Origin of the sequence: Streptomyces sp. NBC_00090 (assembly GCF_045160815.1) — a bacterium.
Classification (GTDB): Bacteria; Actinomycetota; Actinomycetes; order Streptomycetales; family Streptomycetaceae; genus Streptomyces.
On the sequence record NZ_CP108224.1, the window covers coordinates 5057614 to 5072731 of the forward strand.

Here is a 15118-nt window from a genome sequence, read left to right on the forward strand (position 1 = left end):
ACTTTGACGACAGGGCCTTAGGGGGCGCGGAGCCAGAGGGCGGCGCAGAGCGCGCCCACGGCCACCGCGATCAGGAAGAGGGCCGCGCGGGCGACGTGCTGATGATGCGCACGGCCCCGCGAGGGGTCAGGCTCGCGCGCTCCTCCGGGCTCGCCGTCCAGCACTGTTCGACCGCCGCTTCCCAGAGGTATCCGCTGGGACGCACCAGCGTGAGCAGATTCCCGTGCACGTCCCGTACTTGCCCGGTCAGAGCGCGCTGCGCGTCGGTCACGACGTCTCCGACGCGGTACCTCACGGGGCCGGCCGGGCGGTGCGCAGGAGGACGGTGAGCCGCTTGGCACCGCTGAGACTGACGACCCCGAGCCCGTACCGGTGGATGTCCCCGCCGGGCGAGCGGGTCACGTCCCGGTAGAGGCCGTTCGTGGGGAGCCCGGCGGTGTCCATGGCGGCCTTGAGCTCGCGGAACACGCGGGCGGCCTCCGGCTCGGTGACGGGGCGGATGGGGGGAGCGTTCGTCGTCGTACGCATGGAGGGCTCACTTTCTGATGGATCTCCTCCGGAACAACTCCACGATGACGTGACCAGCCCTACCCTTTCCAGGAGTTGAGTTCCATTGCGCAGGTGAGGAACGGGGCATATGCCAGGAGCGCTAGATCTGGACCCCGGAGACAGCGTCGAGCAGTACCTCGGGAACATGGTCCGTGAGGCCCGGCTGGCTCTCGGGCGCGAGTGGACGCAGTCGTATCTCGCGGCGAAGGTCTTCAGCAGCAGTACGCGGATCTCCGAGATCGAGCGCGGTGAGGATCCGCCGGATCGGGACTTGGCGAAGAAGCTGGAAGCGGTGCTACAGCTTTCGCCCGGTTCTCTGGTGAACCTCGTGAAGATTCTGAGTCAGCAGACCGTTCGCAACTACGTGAAGGCCCTGAGTCGGCGGAGCATCCGAAGCTATGCGAAGACCTATGTGCGCCGTCAACTCGAAGCCACCGCAATCCATGAGTTCTCCATCGGAGTGCCAGGACTGCTCCAGACCGGGGGCTACGCGCGGGGGTCGATGGAAAGAGGGGCCGCCGGTAGTCCGGCCGAGATCGACGACTTCGTTCGAACGCGTTTGGAGCGACAAGTCGTACTCGGGCAACCTGAGCCGCCCTGGATGGTCGTCGTGCTGGACGAGGCCGGCCTGCACCGCAAGATCGGCGGCAGCGCGGTGATGCGGGAGCAGATCGAGCATCTGCTGTTCATGGCCCAGCGTCCTAACGTGAACATCCAGGTACTCCCTGCCAAGACGGCCTCTGTGGTGGGGTCCTTCGCCGTTCTCACGCTTCCCAAGGGGAAGCGAGGTGCGTACACAGAGGGGTTCAGCACGGGCAACTACACGGAGGATCCCAAGGTCGTGATGCGCTTTCAGCAAGTCCACGACCTTCTGCGGCAGGATGCACTAGGCCCCAGGGCGTCCCTGGAGCTGATGCGGGCCATTGCGAAGGAACACGATGACTGAGCCCACATGGCACAAGAGCACGTACAGCGGCAACAACGACAACTGCGTAGAGGTCGCCGACAACGCCCCCAGCCTCGTACGCGTCCGGGACACCAAGGACCACACCCAGGGCGAGCTCACCGCCACCCCCGCCGCCTGGGCCGCCTTCACCGCCTTCGCGCGCACGTACCCGGTCTGACCCGACCGTCCCGGTCCGGAACACCCGCAGGGCGTCCCGGACCGGGGGCCGGTCGGGCACGCGCTCAGAAGCGGAAGCGCGCCTTGATCGGGTAGTGGTCCGACTCGCCCGCGTCGGCCGTCACGTCGCACGAGACGACGGTCCCGTCGGACGGGTCGAACAGGTAGTCGATCTTGATGTAGCGGTTGTCCTTGGGGTCGGGCTTGAGGATCGGCTTCGTGGCCCGGCCGTCACGCGGCCGCGTGCTCGAAAGACCCTCGTCGCACTCCTTGTCCGCCGCGTAGGCCGACGTCAGGACGTCCTTGGGGAGGTCCTCCAGCGAGGTGGAGTCCGGCGGGGTGGCGTTGAGGTCGCCGCCGTAGACCGTCCGGTAGCCGGGCATGGTGTACGAGCGGACGATCTTCTGCAGCTCCGCGGCCTGCTCCCTGCGCTTCGAGCCGTCCGCGTCGTCCGTCGCCAGACCGGCGCTGAAGTGGGCCGTGCAGAACTGCAGGGCCTGAGCCGGGAGAACGGCGCAGATCGCGGTTCGCTGCTCCATGCGCACCCAGGCGCCGTCGATGGTCTTGTTCTGCGGCGACGGCAGGTCGTACGAGTGGTACCAGACGTTGGCGTCCGGCACCGCGAGGCCGATGCCGTAGGAGCCGCGGTCCTTCCAGGCACCCGTCGAACCGGAGTTGTCGCAGGTCCTGGCGGCCTTCACCGAGGAGTTGTCGACGGTGAACTTGATGGGGGCGAAGCGTACGTCCCATCCGGTCCCCGTCTTCGACTCCAGCCAGTTCTCGATGGGCTTGACCTGCGACTCGCAGATCTCCTGGAGGAACACGGCACGGTACTGCTGCGCCTCCGCCGTGGTGCCCATCCGGGAGGTGATCTGGTCGCCCAGGGAGGGGCCTTCCACCCGGTGGTTTCCGCAGTCGTCGTTGTGGTTCGCGCAGACGTTCCACGACATCACGCGGAAGTCGGCCGCCGGAGCGGGGGAGGCGGGGGCGGGGCGGCCCCCCAGGTCGCTCGCGTTCTCCTCGCCGAGGTGGACGAGCTGGAACTTCTGCCAGGAGCCGACCGTGTCACCGCGTGCCCGCAGCAGCCCCGCATCGTTTCCGGGGTCCTGGACCTCGGCGGTCACGTACTTGTCGCCGGCGTTCGTGGCGGCCTTCAGGGCGTAGGTGCCGTCCGCCTGCTTCTCGAGCTGGAGCTTCTCCCAGTCGCCGGCGGTGGTGCCCCGGGCCCGGAGCAGATTCTGGTGGCTGCCGGTGAAGTTACGCTCGGTCGTGACGTAGTTTCCGTTGCCCTCCGAGCGCAGGGTGGTGCTCCACCCCTTGTCGTCGGTGTGCAGCGTGAACTTCTCCCAGGAGCCCAGGTCTTCGAGCGTGGCCGCGGCCTTGCGGGCTCGCAGCATGGTCTCCCCCTCGCCGGTGGAATCGACCTCCACCGACACGTAGAGGCCGCCGGCGCCCACGGACTTGAGCGCGTACTTGTCGCTCGCCGTGACGGGAACCGGCCGGGTTTCCACAGCCTGGGCCTGCGCGGGTGTCATGGCGATCATGGCGAACAGAGCGGAACACAGCACCGCCAAGCGGCGCGCTGTCTGTCTCATCTTCGTACCCCCACCTAGGGCTGGGAACGGACAAACGGCGCACGGTACGGCACCGCCGCAGGCGCGATCAATGATCGTGAGGAGCCTTTGTCACGTCCCCCGCGCGCCCCCGGCTTCGCTCGATCGGGCCCGCCGCCGTGCGGGGTGGGGGAGCGGCTGTTCTGCTGGTCGGGACCCTCACTCCCCGCACGTACAGGAGCAGCACCATGGCCGTCATCGTCACCGTCGAGATCCCCGGCGGCACCCGTGAGCAGTACGAGCAGAGCACTGCGCAGGTCACCGGCGCCGAGTGGTGGCCGCCCAAGGGGTTCATCGCCCACGCGGCCGGGCCGGACGGGAGCGGCGGGTGGCGGGTCGTCGACTTCTGGGACTCGGAGGACGACTTCCTCGCCTTCGCGAAGAAGGCGCAGCCGCTCTTCGAGCGGATCGGCATGCCGACGATCATGCCGAAGGTGCAGGAGGCCACGAACATCGTCCTGCGGTAGCCGAGGGGGCGAAAACCCTTTGCGGGGCGGGGGTCTCGGGCGCCAGGCTGCGTGCCCATGACCAGTCATCCTTCCCGCCCCGTCGCGGACCTCTTCTCCGCAGACGGGCGCCTCAAGGCGATCCCGCGCCGGCCCGCCCGCCGCGAGGCGCTCCTCGCGCACCTCGCCGCGACCCTCTTCGACGCGGACCGGTCCTACCGGGAGCCGGAGGTCAACGAGGCCCTGCGCGCCGTGCACGAGGACTTCCCGGCGCTGCGCCGCTACCTCGTGATCGGCGGCTTCCTCACCCGTACCAAGGACGGCGCGGACTACCGCCGACAGCAGCAGCCCGGCTCCCCCGGAGGCGCGATCCCCGCCGTCGCGTGACGGCCGCGGTGGTGGCCGGCCTGCTGGCCGGCTACGGCATCGCGATCCCGGTCGGCGCCGTCGGCGCCTACCTCGTGGCCGTCACGGCCCGTGCCGGCTGGCGTACGGGCGCCGGTGCGGCCCTCGGCGTCGCGACCGCGGACGGGGTGTACGCCCTGCTCGCCGTGGCGGGCGGCTCCGCCCTCGTACCCCTGCTCGCCCCCGTGATGACGCCGCTCCGGTGGGCCTCGGCGGTGGTCCTCGCGGTGCTGGCCGTACGGGCCGCCTGGATGGCGCTCGCGGCGTACCGGTCGGGCGGGCTCGCCTCCCGCGACGACGGGACCGCTCTCACCCCCGCCCGCGCGTACCTCACCTTCCTGGGAATCACCATCCTCAACCCCATGACGGTGATCTACTTCGCCGCCCTCATCCTCGCGACGGGCCCCTCCGCGCCCACCACCCTCCCCGACCGCACCGCCTTCGTCCTGGCGGCCCTCGCCGCCTCCGCCAGCTGGCAGCTCCTCCTGGCCCTGGGCGGCACCCTTCTCGGCCGGACCCTGACCGGGGCCCGCGGCAGGCTGACGACGGCGCTCGCGTCGAGCACCCTGATCGTCGTGCTCGCGGTGCGGCTCGTGGCGAACGGTTGACTCTCGGGTAACCCGAGACGGCACAGTCTCCTGCGTGGACAGGACGAATCTGCTGCCGATAGGGCAGTTCGCGCAGGCCAGTGGCCTTTCGGTCACTGCCCTGCGGCACTACGACGCAAGCGGTGTACTGACACCGGCCTTTGTCGACCCGGAGAGCGGCTACCGCTACTTTCGGCGCGACCAGCTCCGCAGCGCGCAGCTCGTGCGCGCGCTGCGGCGGCTGGACATGCCGATCGAGCGGATACGCGGCCTTCTCGCGGGCGCCGGCGACGGTGCCGAGCCGGTGACCGACCCGGCACCCCGGCTGGCAGCCGCGCTGCGCGACCACCTGAAGGCCGCCGAGCGCCGGCTCGACGTCCAGCGCTCCCTCGTCCACGGCCTGTTGACCCAGCTGACCGAAGGAGCCGACATGAACCACCGCGTCACCCTCCGCCAAGGCGCCGCCGAACGCGTCCTCGTTCGCGGTGCGATGGTCAACCACCACGGCCTGGACCCGTTCCTGGGCACCGCCTACCAGGACATGTACGCCGTCGCGGGGCGTGGGCCGCTCACCTTCGCCGGACCCGCGTTCGTCCGGTACCACGGGCTCTGCGACGAGGAGAACGAGACGCTGGTCGAGGCGTGCCTGCCGTTCTGGGAGTCGGGCGCACAGCCCGAGGAGCTGGGCGAGGGGATGTCCGTACGGGACATCCCGGAGTGCACCTACGCCTGCACGGTCGTGGAGGGCGCGGCGACCGCCTTCCCCGAGATCCTCACCGCGTACGACGCCGTCGCGAACTGGATCGCCGAGCACGGCTTCGCCTTCGCGGGCCCCGTCCGGTCGACCTTCCTGCGCTGGACGGGTACGCCGGACCACCCCGACAACCGGCTGGAGATCGCCTGGCCCGTCGAGGAACCGGTCTCCGAAGGCTCCTGACGCGCACCGCACGGTGACCTCCCCCGACCCCCTCCCGTACCCACGGATCACTGAGGGTGCCCGACAAGACCGTCCCGAGATGTCTCGGCGGCCGGAACCGGCTTGCTCTCGGGGCGGTCGAGCGGCGAAACTCCCGCGCCGGTCGTGTCTGGATTTCGGGGGGCCTCGTCCGGTCGGTCCTCAGGCGGTCGCGTACCGCGCGAGGAACAGATCCACTCCCGAGCTGATCACCCGCGTGAGCTCGGCGTCCTCGATCGCCGCGTCGGGCGAGAAGGTACGGACGAGCTGCGGCACGCCCACCGTCACCGCGACGAGCTGCTGCACGGCGAGCTTCGGGTCGGGCGCGTCGAGGGTGCCGCGCGCGTGCAGCTCGGTGAAGGCCTCGACGAGCGGGCCGTTGTTCATGTCGTAGCCGACCCGGTACCAGAGCCGGCCGAGCTGCGGGAAACGGTCTATCTCGCCGATCACCAGGCGCCGCAGCGACATGATGTCGGGGCGCAGCAGGATCCGCGCCCAGTCGGTCGTGAGCCGGACGAGGGCGGCCCGCAGGTCGGGGGCGTCGGCGATGGTGGAGTTGGAGGGCTCCAGGTCGGCGTACGTCTTCGGCAGGACGCCGCCGATGACGGCGAGGAAGAGCCGTTCCTTGCTGCCGAAGTGCTTGTAGATCGTCGCCTTGGAGACGCCGGAGCCGCGGGTGATCGCGTCCATGGAGGCCGCGGAGTAGCCCTCGGCGAGGAACTCGGCGAGGGCGGCGTCGATGATCGCCTGGCGCTTGCGGGAGGCGGCGTCGGCGGGGTCCGGGATGATCGGGATGCCGTACTCGTCGATCGCGCCCAGGGCGCCCAGGGCGCCTGGAGCGCCCGGAGCGCCTGGAGCGCCCGGAGCGCCTGGAGCGCCCGGAGCGCCTGGAGCGCCTGGAGCGCCTGGAGCGCCTGGAGCGCCTGGAGCGCCTGGAGCGCCCGGAGCGCCCGGAGCGCCCGGAGCGCCCGGAGCGCCCGGAGCGCCCGGAGCGCCCGGAGTGCTTCGGGCTTCGGCTTCGGCTTCGGCGCCCATGGGTGGTGTCCTTGGCTGTGGTGGCGAGCCGGGGTGGCGGGGCGGTCAGTATATGAACTGAACGGTTTGGTCTGCACAGGCCGCGAGGGCCGTACCGGCCGGCGGCCCGGGCAGGACGGTCCCGGGCATGACCGCCTCGGGCGCGGGCCACCGGCCGAAGCGCTCTGAGGTCCCCGGCGGGGGTCAGCGACCCCGGCGCGCCCCGGCGGTCAGGGCTACGGCCCCCGCGACGGCCAGGCACGCGCCTGCCGCCAGGACACCCCTTCGGGAGCGGTAGGAGAGGACCGACCAGCACGACTGGGCGGACAGCAGCGAGCCGGCGCTCGCCCAGGAGCCGATGGAGCCGATCGACAGGGCGGAGCCGACCGAGCCGACGGAGAGGAAGGAGCCGACGGAGCCGATCGACAGCGTCGAGCCCACCGAACCGACGGACAGGAACGAGTCCCGCGACCAGAGAGACAGGGACGAACCGCATCGAATGGTCATACCTCGATCCTAGGCACACACATCCGCCGGGCGGCGACCGATGAGTTTCTCCGGGATGCACGGTCTTGGTTCATGGATGGTGCGCGACAGCCGCGGCGGCATCCACGGAGCACCGGAAACCGAGAACCGAGCACGAGAACCGAGGAGCCTTCCATGCGCACTCTCATCAGCACCGCTTTCATCTCCCTCGACGGTGTCGTGGAGGGCCCGGGCGGTGAGCCCGGCTACCGGAACTCCGGGTGGACCTTCAAGGACGTCGAGTTCCTTCCCGAGGCCTTCGAGATCAAGGGGCGCGAGCAGAAGGAGGCCGCCGCGATCCTGCTGGGCCGGACCAGCTACGAGGCGTTCAGCCCGGTGTGGCCCGACATGGAGGAGTTCGCCGACTACAAGGTGATGCCGAAGTACGTCGTCTCCACCACCCTCACCGAGGACGACCTCGTGTCGAACTGGGGCGAGACGACGATCCTGCGTTCGCTCGACGAGGTCGCCGCGCTGAAGGAGACCGAGGGCGGCCCGATCATCGTCCACGGCAGTGCCACGCTGAACCAGGCCCTGTCGGACGCCGGCCTGATCGACCGCTACCACCTGCTCGTGTTCCCGCTCCTGCTCGGCGCGGGCAAGCGGCTCTTCAGCGCCACGGACAAGGACGTCCAGAAGCTGAAGCTCGTCGAGTACGAGGCGTACGCCAACGGCCTGCAGAAGCAGGTTTTCGACGTTGTCCGCTGATAAGACGTTCTTGTTCACGACATCAAGGGGAGCCCCGTGGTCCAGCTGCTGAGAGTTCAGAACTTCAACGTGTCGAGTGACGGGTTCGGTGCCGGTGAGGGCCAGAGCCTGGAGAGGCCGTTCGGCCATGCGAATCCGGGGGACATGTTCGCGTGGGCCGGTGCCACGGCGAGCTGGCCCATGCGTACCGACCCCGGTGGCAGCCGCGGCCTCGACGACTACTTCACGCGCGACTTCTCGCGCAACATCGGCGCCGAGATCATGGGCCGCAACAAGTTCGGCCCCCAGCGGGGGCCCTGGCGTGATCACGAGTGGCTCGGCTGGTGGGGTGACAAGCCCCCGTTCCGCACCCCGGTGTTCGTCATGACCCACCACGTGCGGCCCTCGTTCACGCTCTCCGACACCACGTTCCACTTCGTCGACAGCGATCCGGCCACCGTCCTCGCGCAGGCGCGGGAAGCGGCGGGGGGCAAGGACGTCCGGCTCGGCGGCGGGGCCACCACGATCCGTGAGTTCCTCGACGCCGGCCTCGTCGACACCCTGCACGTGGCGGTCTCACCGGTGGAGCTCGGCTCCGGGGCGCGGCTCTGGGAATCCCCCGACGAGCTGTTCGACCAGTTCCACCACGAGTCCGTGCCCAGCCCGAGCGGCGGCGTGACGCACCACCTGTTCTGGCGTCGGTGAGTCGGTGAGTCGGTGAGTCGGTGAGTCGGTGAGTCGGTGAGTCGGGGGGGCCGGAGGACCGGGCGCGGGGGCTGACTCGTCAGCCGCCGCAGGCGGGCAGGAACTCCAGCCCCTCCGGCGTGCCGAAGCGGACCACCGCGAGGTACGCCTCCGGGTAGTCGCAGCCGAGGTCTGTCCATTGCAGGGCGAGGACGGTCCAGACGACGAACACGGCAAGGAGGAACCAACGCCAGCCTTTTGACATGTACGCCAGCTACCCGCCCGTCCGGCGGAGGAACCGCTTCCCTCGGCGCGCCTTGCCGGCTCGTACGCCGAGCTCGCCGGGAGCCCGCTGGTCCAGCCACCTGGCTCAGCCCCTGGCCCAGCCCCCTGGTCCGGCCCCCTGGCCCCCTGGCCCCCTGGACCAGTGGGCCAGGCCTACCGGTCGAGCTCGGACATCCGTCGCTTGACGTCGTCGTCCGTGGACTGCTGGCTGCTGGAGATCAGCAGGATCCCGGCGGGCAGCGTGTCGTCCAGGTAGTCGCCGATGGCCTTCGTGGCCTGGGTGAGATCGTCCAGGACCGTGCCGAGCGTCGCGGCGATCGCCGCGCCGAGGGCGCCGCTCTGCGCTCCTGTGGCGTGGTCGTGGACGGCGTCGCGAAGGGTGGTCGAGGTCGTGTCGAAGACCTCGTCGGCGACCTCCCTGAGCCGCTTGGCCGCGCGCTCGTGCTCGGCGTGGTCGACGTGGACGCCCTCGGCTGCCCGGCCGGATCCGGAGGCGAGGTCCTTGCCCCAGGCGCGGCCCGTCCCCGCGTCGGCCGCCCCGTCGCGCGCCTGGCCGCCGATGGCTCCGGCGAGGTCGGCGGCGACGCTTCCGAGGGCCGCCACGGCCGGGTCCCGCTGGAGCCGGCCCAGTTTGGCCACGACCAGCTGCTGACACCTGGCGACGACCTTCCGCGCCAGGGTCTGGGCCTGTGAGACGGCGGTCGCGACGACGTCGTCCGCCACGCCGAACACCAGCGCACCGCCGGCGAGCTGGGCGCCGGTGCTCACGGCGCAGGAGGCGGCGACCTCCGTGATCTCGGCCTTGGCCACGGCGATGATCTCGCCGAGCTCGTACGCCGTGACGGCCGACACCCGCGCCACCGCCGTGGTGGAGCCGACGTCCTTGTTCATGACCTTGTCCCACTGCTGCCCCAGGGCGTCCATCGCCTCGCCCCTGCCGGACGAGAGCAGCCGCTGGACGGCCTTGTTCGCTTCTCCCGTGTCGCTCCAGAGGGAGTCGGCGTAGAGGCGCAGGCTGTCCGAGACCGAGTAGTAGGGCTCCTGGTCGGCCTCGGGTCGGGCGAGGTACTGAGAGATCAGAGCTTCGTGCAGGCTGGAAACGAAGTCGGTCATGACGCGAACTCCCCCTCGCCACGCGCGTGTTGGTCGCACGCGCCCCCACGTGTGGCGCCCACCGTCCCATACGCCCCGTGCCGCCACAAGGACACTCGCGTGGGCTTCGCGTGGGCTTCGCGAGGCCTCTGCGGGGGCTCTTCGGGGGCTCTGCCGGGCTCCCTGGGGGCTCCGCGCGGAGGCGGCTCAGTCGATGTGCACGATCTGGAACGCCTCCGCCATCCGGCCCGGCGGCAGTCCGCCCGCCGTCGCGTGCTCGCCGAGCCAGGTCCGGAGCAGGCCGGCCAGGTCGTCGAAGTGGGCCGTCTGGGAGGTGTGGATGCGCAGGGCCTCGACCTTGCGGTCGAAGACGGGGGTGACGTCCACGTACTGGTTGGGGGTGGGGCCCGTCATCAGCCACAGTTCGTGGACCGTCCAGGGTTCGAGGCCCTCCTCCTTCAGGAGCTGCGCGTGCGCGAAGGGGTTGCGGGCCTCGGGGTAGATCGCGCGCAGGCAGGCGTCCCCGACCGCGCGGTGGTCGGGGTGGAGGTCGGCGACGCGCGCCCAGTTGATCTCGGGGGACGGGATGATGGCCCGCTGCGGGCGTACTTCGCGGATGACCCGGCACAGGTCGCGGCGGAGCTCGACGGAGGCCTCGACGAAACTGTCGGGGTAGCCGAGGAAGCGGACGTCGGCGACGCCGCTGAGCTTCGCCGAGTGGACCTGCTCGGCGCGGCGCAGATCCGCCATCGCCTGCCGGGGGAGCTGTTCGTCGTAACCGCCCGCGCCGCCGTCCGTGACGATGCAGTACGTGACGCGGGTGCCGCGCGCGATCCACTGCATGACCGTGCCGCTGACGCAGAACTCGATGTCGTCCGGGTGCGCGGCCACGACCAGCAGGGACGCGGGTGCGCCGCGGCCGGGTATCTCGGGCGGCTGCTCGGGCGACCGCTCGGGCGGCTGCTCGGGCGGCTGCTCGGGTGTGGTCCGGCCCGTGCCGTTCGTCGCGAAGTCCTCCATGTCCCTCATGAGGCAAGCCTGTTGGGGTGGCGGAAGCGTCGCAAGGCCAACCCGTGGCGTGAACTGGACATGGCACTTACGCGCCATTCAAAAACTTGGTAGATTCAAATCATTGGGTTCGACCAGTGTGTCCAGTGTGTGATGGACAGTGACTTCGGATTCGGAGGCGACCGCCATGTGCAGGATTCTCGGCTCCTTCGCCGCGGGAGCGGACCGCCCGGACCCCGCCGAGCTCTCGGCGGTCTCGGCCCGCCAGCGGCACGGCGGCCCCGACGAGCACCAGGTGCTCAGCGGGCCGGGCTGGTCGCTCGGCTGCGACCGGCTCGCCGTGACCGACCCGTGCGGAGGCCGGCAGCCCTACCGGCTGCCGCACCTCCCCGGCATCCTCGCCGTGCTCAACGGCGAGATCTACAACCACGCCGAACTGCGCCGCGCCCTCGCCGCCCGCGGCCACCGGTTCCCCGACCTCTGCGACGGCACCGTGCTCCCCGCGCTCTACGCCGAGTACGGCCCCGCCTTCGCCGAGCACCTCGACGGCATGTTCGCCGTCGCGGTCCTCGACCTCCGCCCCGGCAGCGCCCAACTCGTCCTCGCCGTCGACGACATGGGCATGAAGCCGGTGCACCTCCACCACGACCCGTACGACGGCTCCACCCGCTTCGCCTCCGAGATCCCCGCCCTCCTCGCCTTCGACGGGGTACGGATCTCCCCGCGCGACGACGCCCTCGACACCGTCCTCGCCACCCGCACCTCCTTCTCCGCGCACACCGCCCTCGACGGCATCAGCGTCCTGCCGCCCGGCGCCACCGCCGTCGTGCGGCCCGGTGCCGCTCCCGTCGTACGCCGCCGGGGCCCCCACCGCGGCACCCGCCCCGCCACCCCCTTCGACGACACCCAGGACGTCCTGCGCCACGAGGTCCGGCGGCTCGCCCAGGCCGAGGTGCCCGTCTGCGCGATCACCAGCGGCGGCCTCGACTCCGGCCTCGTCACCGCGCTCGCCGCCGAGCACGCCCGCGAGACCGACGCGCCCCCGCTGCACACCTTCCACCTCACCTACCGCGGCAAGTGGCCCGACTCCGAGGCCGCGTACGCCCGTTCCGTCGCCCGCCGCGCCCGGACCGTCCACCACGAGGTCTCCGTCGACCCCGACGAGCTCCCCTCCCTCCTCACCCGGACCGTCCGCCACCTCGGCCAGCCCAACGCCGACCCCATCGCCCTCTCCACGTACGCGCTCTTCCGCGCCGTCCGCCAGAACGGCTTCACCGTCGCGCTCGCCGGCGACGGCGCCGACGAACTCTTCGGCGGCTACGACCGGATGCGCGACGCGCTCGCCGCCCCCGCCGGCGCCGACTGGGCCGGCGCCTACGCCGACGCGCTCTCCGCCGCGCCGCGCCTCCTGCGGGATCACCTCTACACCGCCAACTACCGCGCCCACATCGCCGATCAGGGCTCCGCCGCCGACCGCATCGAGCAGGAGCTGCGCTCCGCCGAGGCCGTCGGCGAGGACCGGCTCACCGCGATGACCGCCTTCGAGACCCGCTGGCGGCTCCCCGCGTACCACCTGCGGCGCGTCGACCACCTCTCCATGGCCTGGGCCGTCGAGGCCCGGATGCCCTTCTGCCAGCCCTCCGTCGTCGCCCACGCCCGTGCCCTGCCGACGGCGGCGCGGACGGGCAAGCGGGCGCTGTACGAGGCCGGGGCCGAGCTGCTGCCCACGCCCGTCCTGCGACGGCCCAAGCAGCCCTTCACGCTCCCCATCGCGGCGATGATCGCCCCCGGCAGCCCGCTCCTCGACACCGTCCGCGAGCTGCTCTCCCCGGCCCGGCTCGTCCTCGGCGGCAAGGTCCGCGCCGACCGGGTGCAGAGGCTCCTCGCGCGCCAGCTCGAACGCCCCTCGCACCATGACGCCCTGGCCCTCTGGGGCCTCGCCGTCCACGAGCTGTGGACGGAGGTCGTACAGGGCATGCGGATCCCGGTGGGCTGTGCGGCCTGAAATCCCGGGACCTCCCCGTCCCGAACCCGCGCCGACGGCTGGGCGTCCCGAACCCGCGCCGGGTCCCGTGTCCGGCGGTGTCCCCGCCGACCTCCGGCCCGGCCGTGTGGGCATGCGTCCCGCCGGGGCGGGACGGGTGGGCACACGGGACGGCGCCCTTGCGGGCGCCTCCGCTCCCTGTACCTACGGCGCCCACGACGGCGGTGCCGTTTCCGTGCGGGGTGCGGGTGCGGGGTGCGGGGTGCTCGGGGCGGAGGCGCCCGCAAAGGCGCCGTCCGTTGTGCCCACCCTCCCCCAGACTTCGTCCGGGGGGACCCCCATCGCCCCGGCGGAACGAATGCCCACAACGGACTACGGGGGCTACCCCACGGGCATCGTCCGCGCCACAGACACCGTCTGCCCCACGGGTACCGTCCGCGCCACCGTCGTGCGTGCCGAGGACGCGCCCGGGCCCACCCTCGTCCTGCGCCTCGACCAACTGCCGGTCGGCGCGCTCGCGCTCGGCGGTGAGCTGGCGCGGTTGCGCCACGCGCTCTCGGGGACGGCGTACGCCGACGTCGACAAGATCGCCCTCTACGGCCCCGCCGCCCGCCCCGGCCACACCCTCGACTACCGCTTCGTGCAGGCCCTCCCCGGCGGTGTCTTCGACTTCCGCGCCGGATGCGGCCACTCCCTTCTCGCCTGTGTCGTCGCCGACGGCCGCCCGGGACCCGTCACCGTCCGCGCCGTGACCACCGGCGACACCGTGCTCTGCGAGCGCGAGCCCCGCGAGGACGCGTACACGCTGAGCTTCCTCAAAGCTCCGACCGCCCCCGGCACTCTCCCCACCGGCCGGCCCGTCGACGTTCTGGACGGGGTGCCCGTGTCGCTCGTGCGGTACGGCAATCCGTACGTGTTCGTCGACGCCCGGCACCTTCCCGAGTCCGAGTCCGAAGAGGCGCTCCAGGACCGGCTCCTCGCGCTCCGGGCCGAGGCCGCCCGCCTCCTCGGGCACCCGCCGCACTCCGCACTCCCCAAGATCGCCGCCTTCACCGCCGGGCCCGAGGGGCTCTCCGTCCGGGCCCTCACCGTCGGCGGCTGGCACCCCCGCCTCGCCCTCACCGGCGCCGCCGCCCTCGCGGCCGCCGGGGCCCTCGACGGCACCGTCGTCCCCGCCGCGCACGGCCCCGTCCGCACCCCCGGCGGTACGGTCACCGTCTCCGCCGCACCCGACCGCGTCCGTGTCCACCACAAGCGTGCCGAGGTTCTCGGCAGGCTGGAACTGCCGTGGCGTATCCACGCAACGGCGTGAACGCGCACCCCTCTCACCGGGCCTCCGCCGTCCTTTCTCTGCCACGCTGAAATGGACCGGCAATCGGTATCCGTGGAGAGAGCAGACACACATGAAATTCGAGAATCTGCGTGTCGTCGTGACCGGAGCGTCCCGCTATTTCGGTCGCGCGCTCGCCGTCGGATTCGCGCATCTCGGCGCCGAGGTCTATGTCTCGGCGCGGACCGTCGAAGCCGCCGAACGCACCCGCGCCGAAGTCATGGGCTCCGCCCGTGACCGTATCCACGCCTTCGGCTGCGACCTGAGCAGGCCCGCCGAGATCCGGGAGTTCGCGGCCCGGGTCGGCGAACGCACCGACCGGGTCGACCTGTTGGTCAACAACGGAGCCCGCTGGCTCGACGGCATGGACCTGGAGGCGGCCAGCGACGCCGAGATCGTCGAGACGATCGAGTCGACGGCCGGCGGCACGGTCCTCATGGTGAAGCACTTCCTGCCGCTGCTGCGCGGCTCGCTCCGCCCCGACATCGTCAACATGGTCGCCGTCCGCGACGCCGAGGGCGCCTCCGCGGCGACCGCGGGCGTCGCCCACGAGGCCTTCTGGGCGGCGAAGAGCGCGCAGGCCGGATTCGCCGACATTCTCTCGCGCAGGCTGCGGCCCTCCGGGGTCCGGGTGTTCTCGCTCTTCCCGCCCGACTTCTCCACCTCGGATCCGCGATTCGCGGAATGGGACGGATCGAATCCGGACGGAATAGCGCCCGACGAGAAGCTGACGACCCAGGCCCTTTTCGAGTGCGTCGTCTACGCCGTCGAGCAGCCGCGCGACTGCTTCATCCGCTCCTTCCACTTCGAGCCCCGCTGACGCCTCGGGCT

19 protein-coding genes are annotated in these 15118 nt (G+C 71.4%); 11 read left to right on the forward strand and 8 right to left on the reverse strand.

Going from position 1 to position 15118, the window contains the following annotated elements:
- Positions 1–70: 70 nt before the first annotated feature.
- Positions 71–271, reverse strand: a complete 201-nt coding sequence (locus OG361_RS22630; protein ID WP_405856209.1) for a hypothetical protein — start codon at positions 269–271, stop codon at positions 71–73.
- A 20-nt stretch (positions 272–291) separates the two neighbouring features.
- Positions 292–528, reverse strand: a complete 237-nt coding sequence (locus OG361_RS22635) for a hypothetical protein (protein WP_405856211.1) — start codon at positions 526–528, stop codon at positions 292–294.
- A gap of 109 nt (positions 529–637) precedes the next feature.
- Between OG361_RS22635 and OG361_RS22640 the strand changes: the two genes are divergently transcribed.
- Together OG361_RS22640 and OG361_RS22645 are read left to right on the forward strand one after the other, a co-directional pair.
- Positions 638–1495 carry a Scr1 family TA system antitoxin-like transcriptional regulator gene (locus tag OG361_RS22640; RefSeq protein ID WP_405856213.1) on the forward strand — a complete coding sequence of 286 codons (858 nt, stop codon included), beginning with the start codon at positions 638–640 and terminating at the stop codon, positions 1493–1495.
- Entirely contained in the window at positions 1488–1673 is a 186-nt protein-coding gene (locus OG361_RS22645; protein ID WP_405856215.1) for a DUF397 domain-containing protein, read from the forward strand. Before OG361_RS22640 ends, OG361_RS22645 begins: the two co-directional genes overlap by 8 nt.
- A 64-nt stretch (positions 1674–1737) precedes the next feature.
- On the opposite strand, the gene OG361_RS22650 is transcribed toward OG361_RS22645, so the two are convergent.
- Positions 1738–3267, reverse strand: a complete 1530-nt coding sequence (locus OG361_RS22650; protein WP_405856217.1) for a hypothetical protein — start codon at positions 3265–3267, stop codon at positions 1738–1740.
- Between the two features lie 206 nt (positions 3268–3473).
- On the opposite strand from OG361_RS22650, the gene OG361_RS22655 reads away from it, so the two are divergent.
- Genes OG361_RS22655 through OG361_RS22670 form a run of 4 tightly spaced genes read left to right on the forward strand, consistent with a single transcriptional unit; the run spans position 3474 to position 5660 of the window.
- Complete coding sequence (locus OG361_RS22655; RefSeq protein WP_405856219.1) at positions 3474–3752, forward strand: hypothetical protein; 279 nt, start codon at positions 3474–3476, stop codon at positions 3750–3752.
- A 57-nt stretch (positions 3753–3809) separates the two neighbouring features.
- Positions 3810–4118: a DUF2087 domain-containing protein gene (locus OG361_RS22660; RefSeq protein ID WP_405856221.1), complete on the forward strand. Its 309-nt coding sequence runs from the start codon at positions 3810–3812 to the stop codon at positions 4116–4118.
- The gene (locus OG361_RS22665) at positions 4115–4744 is read left to right on the forward strand and encodes a LysE family transporter (RefSeq protein ID WP_405856223.1); all 630 of its coding nucleotides are present in this window, start codon (positions 4115–4117) and stop codon (positions 4742–4744) included. Before OG361_RS22660 ends, OG361_RS22665 begins: the two co-directional genes overlap by 4 nt.
- 34 nt (positions 4745–4778) lie before the next feature.
- Positions 4779–5660 (forward strand): MerR family transcriptional regulator, encoded by an 882-nt coding sequence (locus OG361_RS22670; protein WP_405856225.1) that lies wholly within the window; start codon positions 4779–4781, stop codon positions 5658–5660.
- Positions 5661–5840: 180 nt separating this feature from the next.
- On the opposite strand, the gene OG361_RS22675 is transcribed toward OG361_RS22670, so the two are convergent.
- Positions 5841–6713 carry a TetR/AcrR family transcriptional regulator gene (locus tag OG361_RS22675; RefSeq protein ID WP_405856227.1) on the reverse strand — a complete coding sequence of 291 codons (873 nt, stop codon included), beginning with the start codon at positions 6711–6713 and terminating at the stop codon, positions 5841–5843.
- A 183-nt stretch (positions 6714–6896) separates the two neighbouring features.
- A complete protein-coding gene (locus OG361_RS22680) occupies positions 6897–7199 on the reverse strand; it encodes a hypothetical protein (RefSeq protein ID WP_405856229.1) in 303 nt (100 codons plus the stop codon).
- A 153-nt stretch (positions 7200–7352) separates the two neighbouring features.
- Here OG361_RS22680 and OG361_RS22685 point away from each other — a divergent pair, with 153 nt between their 5' ends.
- Together OG361_RS22685 and OG361_RS22690 are read left to right on the forward strand one after the other, a co-directional pair.
- On the forward strand, positions 7353–7925 hold the full coding sequence (locus OG361_RS22685; protein WP_405856231.1) for a dihydrofolate reductase family protein: 573 nt from the start codon (positions 7353–7355) through the stop codon (positions 7923–7925).
- 36 nt (positions 7926–7961) lie between these two features.
- Positions 7962–8609 (forward strand): dihydrofolate reductase family protein, encoded by a 648-nt coding sequence (locus tag OG361_RS22690; RefSeq protein WP_405856233.1) that lies wholly within the window; start codon positions 7962–7964, stop codon positions 8607–8609.
- Positions 8610–8688: 79 nt separating this feature from the next.
- Here the strand turns inward: OG361_RS22690 and OG361_RS22695 are convergent, their stop codons facing one another.
- The 3 genes from OG361_RS22695 to OG361_RS22705 form a co-directional block, all read right to left on the reverse strand.
- Positions 8689–8820 carry a hypothetical protein gene (locus OG361_RS22695; protein WP_405856235.1) on the reverse strand — a complete coding sequence of 44 codons (132 nt, stop codon included), beginning with the start codon at positions 8818–8820 and terminating at the stop codon, positions 8689–8691.
- Positions 8821–9026: 206 nt separating this feature from the next.
- A complete protein-coding gene (locus OG361_RS22700) occupies positions 9027–9986 on the reverse strand; it encodes a hypothetical protein (protein WP_405856237.1) in 960 nt (319 codons plus the stop codon).
- A gap of 186 nt (positions 9987–10172) precedes the next feature.
- Positions 10173–10994, reverse strand: a complete 822-nt coding sequence (locus tag OG361_RS22705) for a PIG-L deacetylase family protein (RefSeq protein ID WP_405856239.1) — start codon at positions 10992–10994, stop codon at positions 10173–10175.
- A gap of 166 nt (positions 10995–11160) precedes the next feature.
- Here OG361_RS22705 and asnB point away from each other — a divergent pair, with 166 nt between their 5' ends.
- The 3 genes from asnB (at position 11161) to OG361_RS22720 (ending at position 15107) form a co-directional block, all read left to right on the forward strand.
- Positions 11161–12978 carry an asparagine synthase (glutamine-hydrolyzing) gene (gene asnB, locus OG361_RS22710; RefSeq protein WP_405856241.1) on the forward strand — a complete coding sequence of 606 codons (1818 nt, stop codon included), beginning with the start codon at positions 11161–11163 and terminating at the stop codon, positions 12976–12978.
- Positions 12979–13315: 337 nt separating this feature from the next.
- Positions 13316–14269, forward strand: coding sequence for a PrpF domain-containing protein (locus OG361_RS22715; RefSeq protein WP_405856243.1), 954 nt, complete (start codon positions 13316–13318; stop codon positions 14267–14269).
- 91 nt (positions 14270–14360) lie between these two features.
- The gene (locus tag OG361_RS22720) at positions 14361–15107 is read left to right on the forward strand and encodes an SDR family oxidoreductase (protein WP_405856245.1); all 747 of its coding nucleotides are present in this window, start codon (positions 14361–14363) and stop codon (positions 15105–15107) included.
- Positions 15108–15118 lie beyond the last annotated feature (11 nt).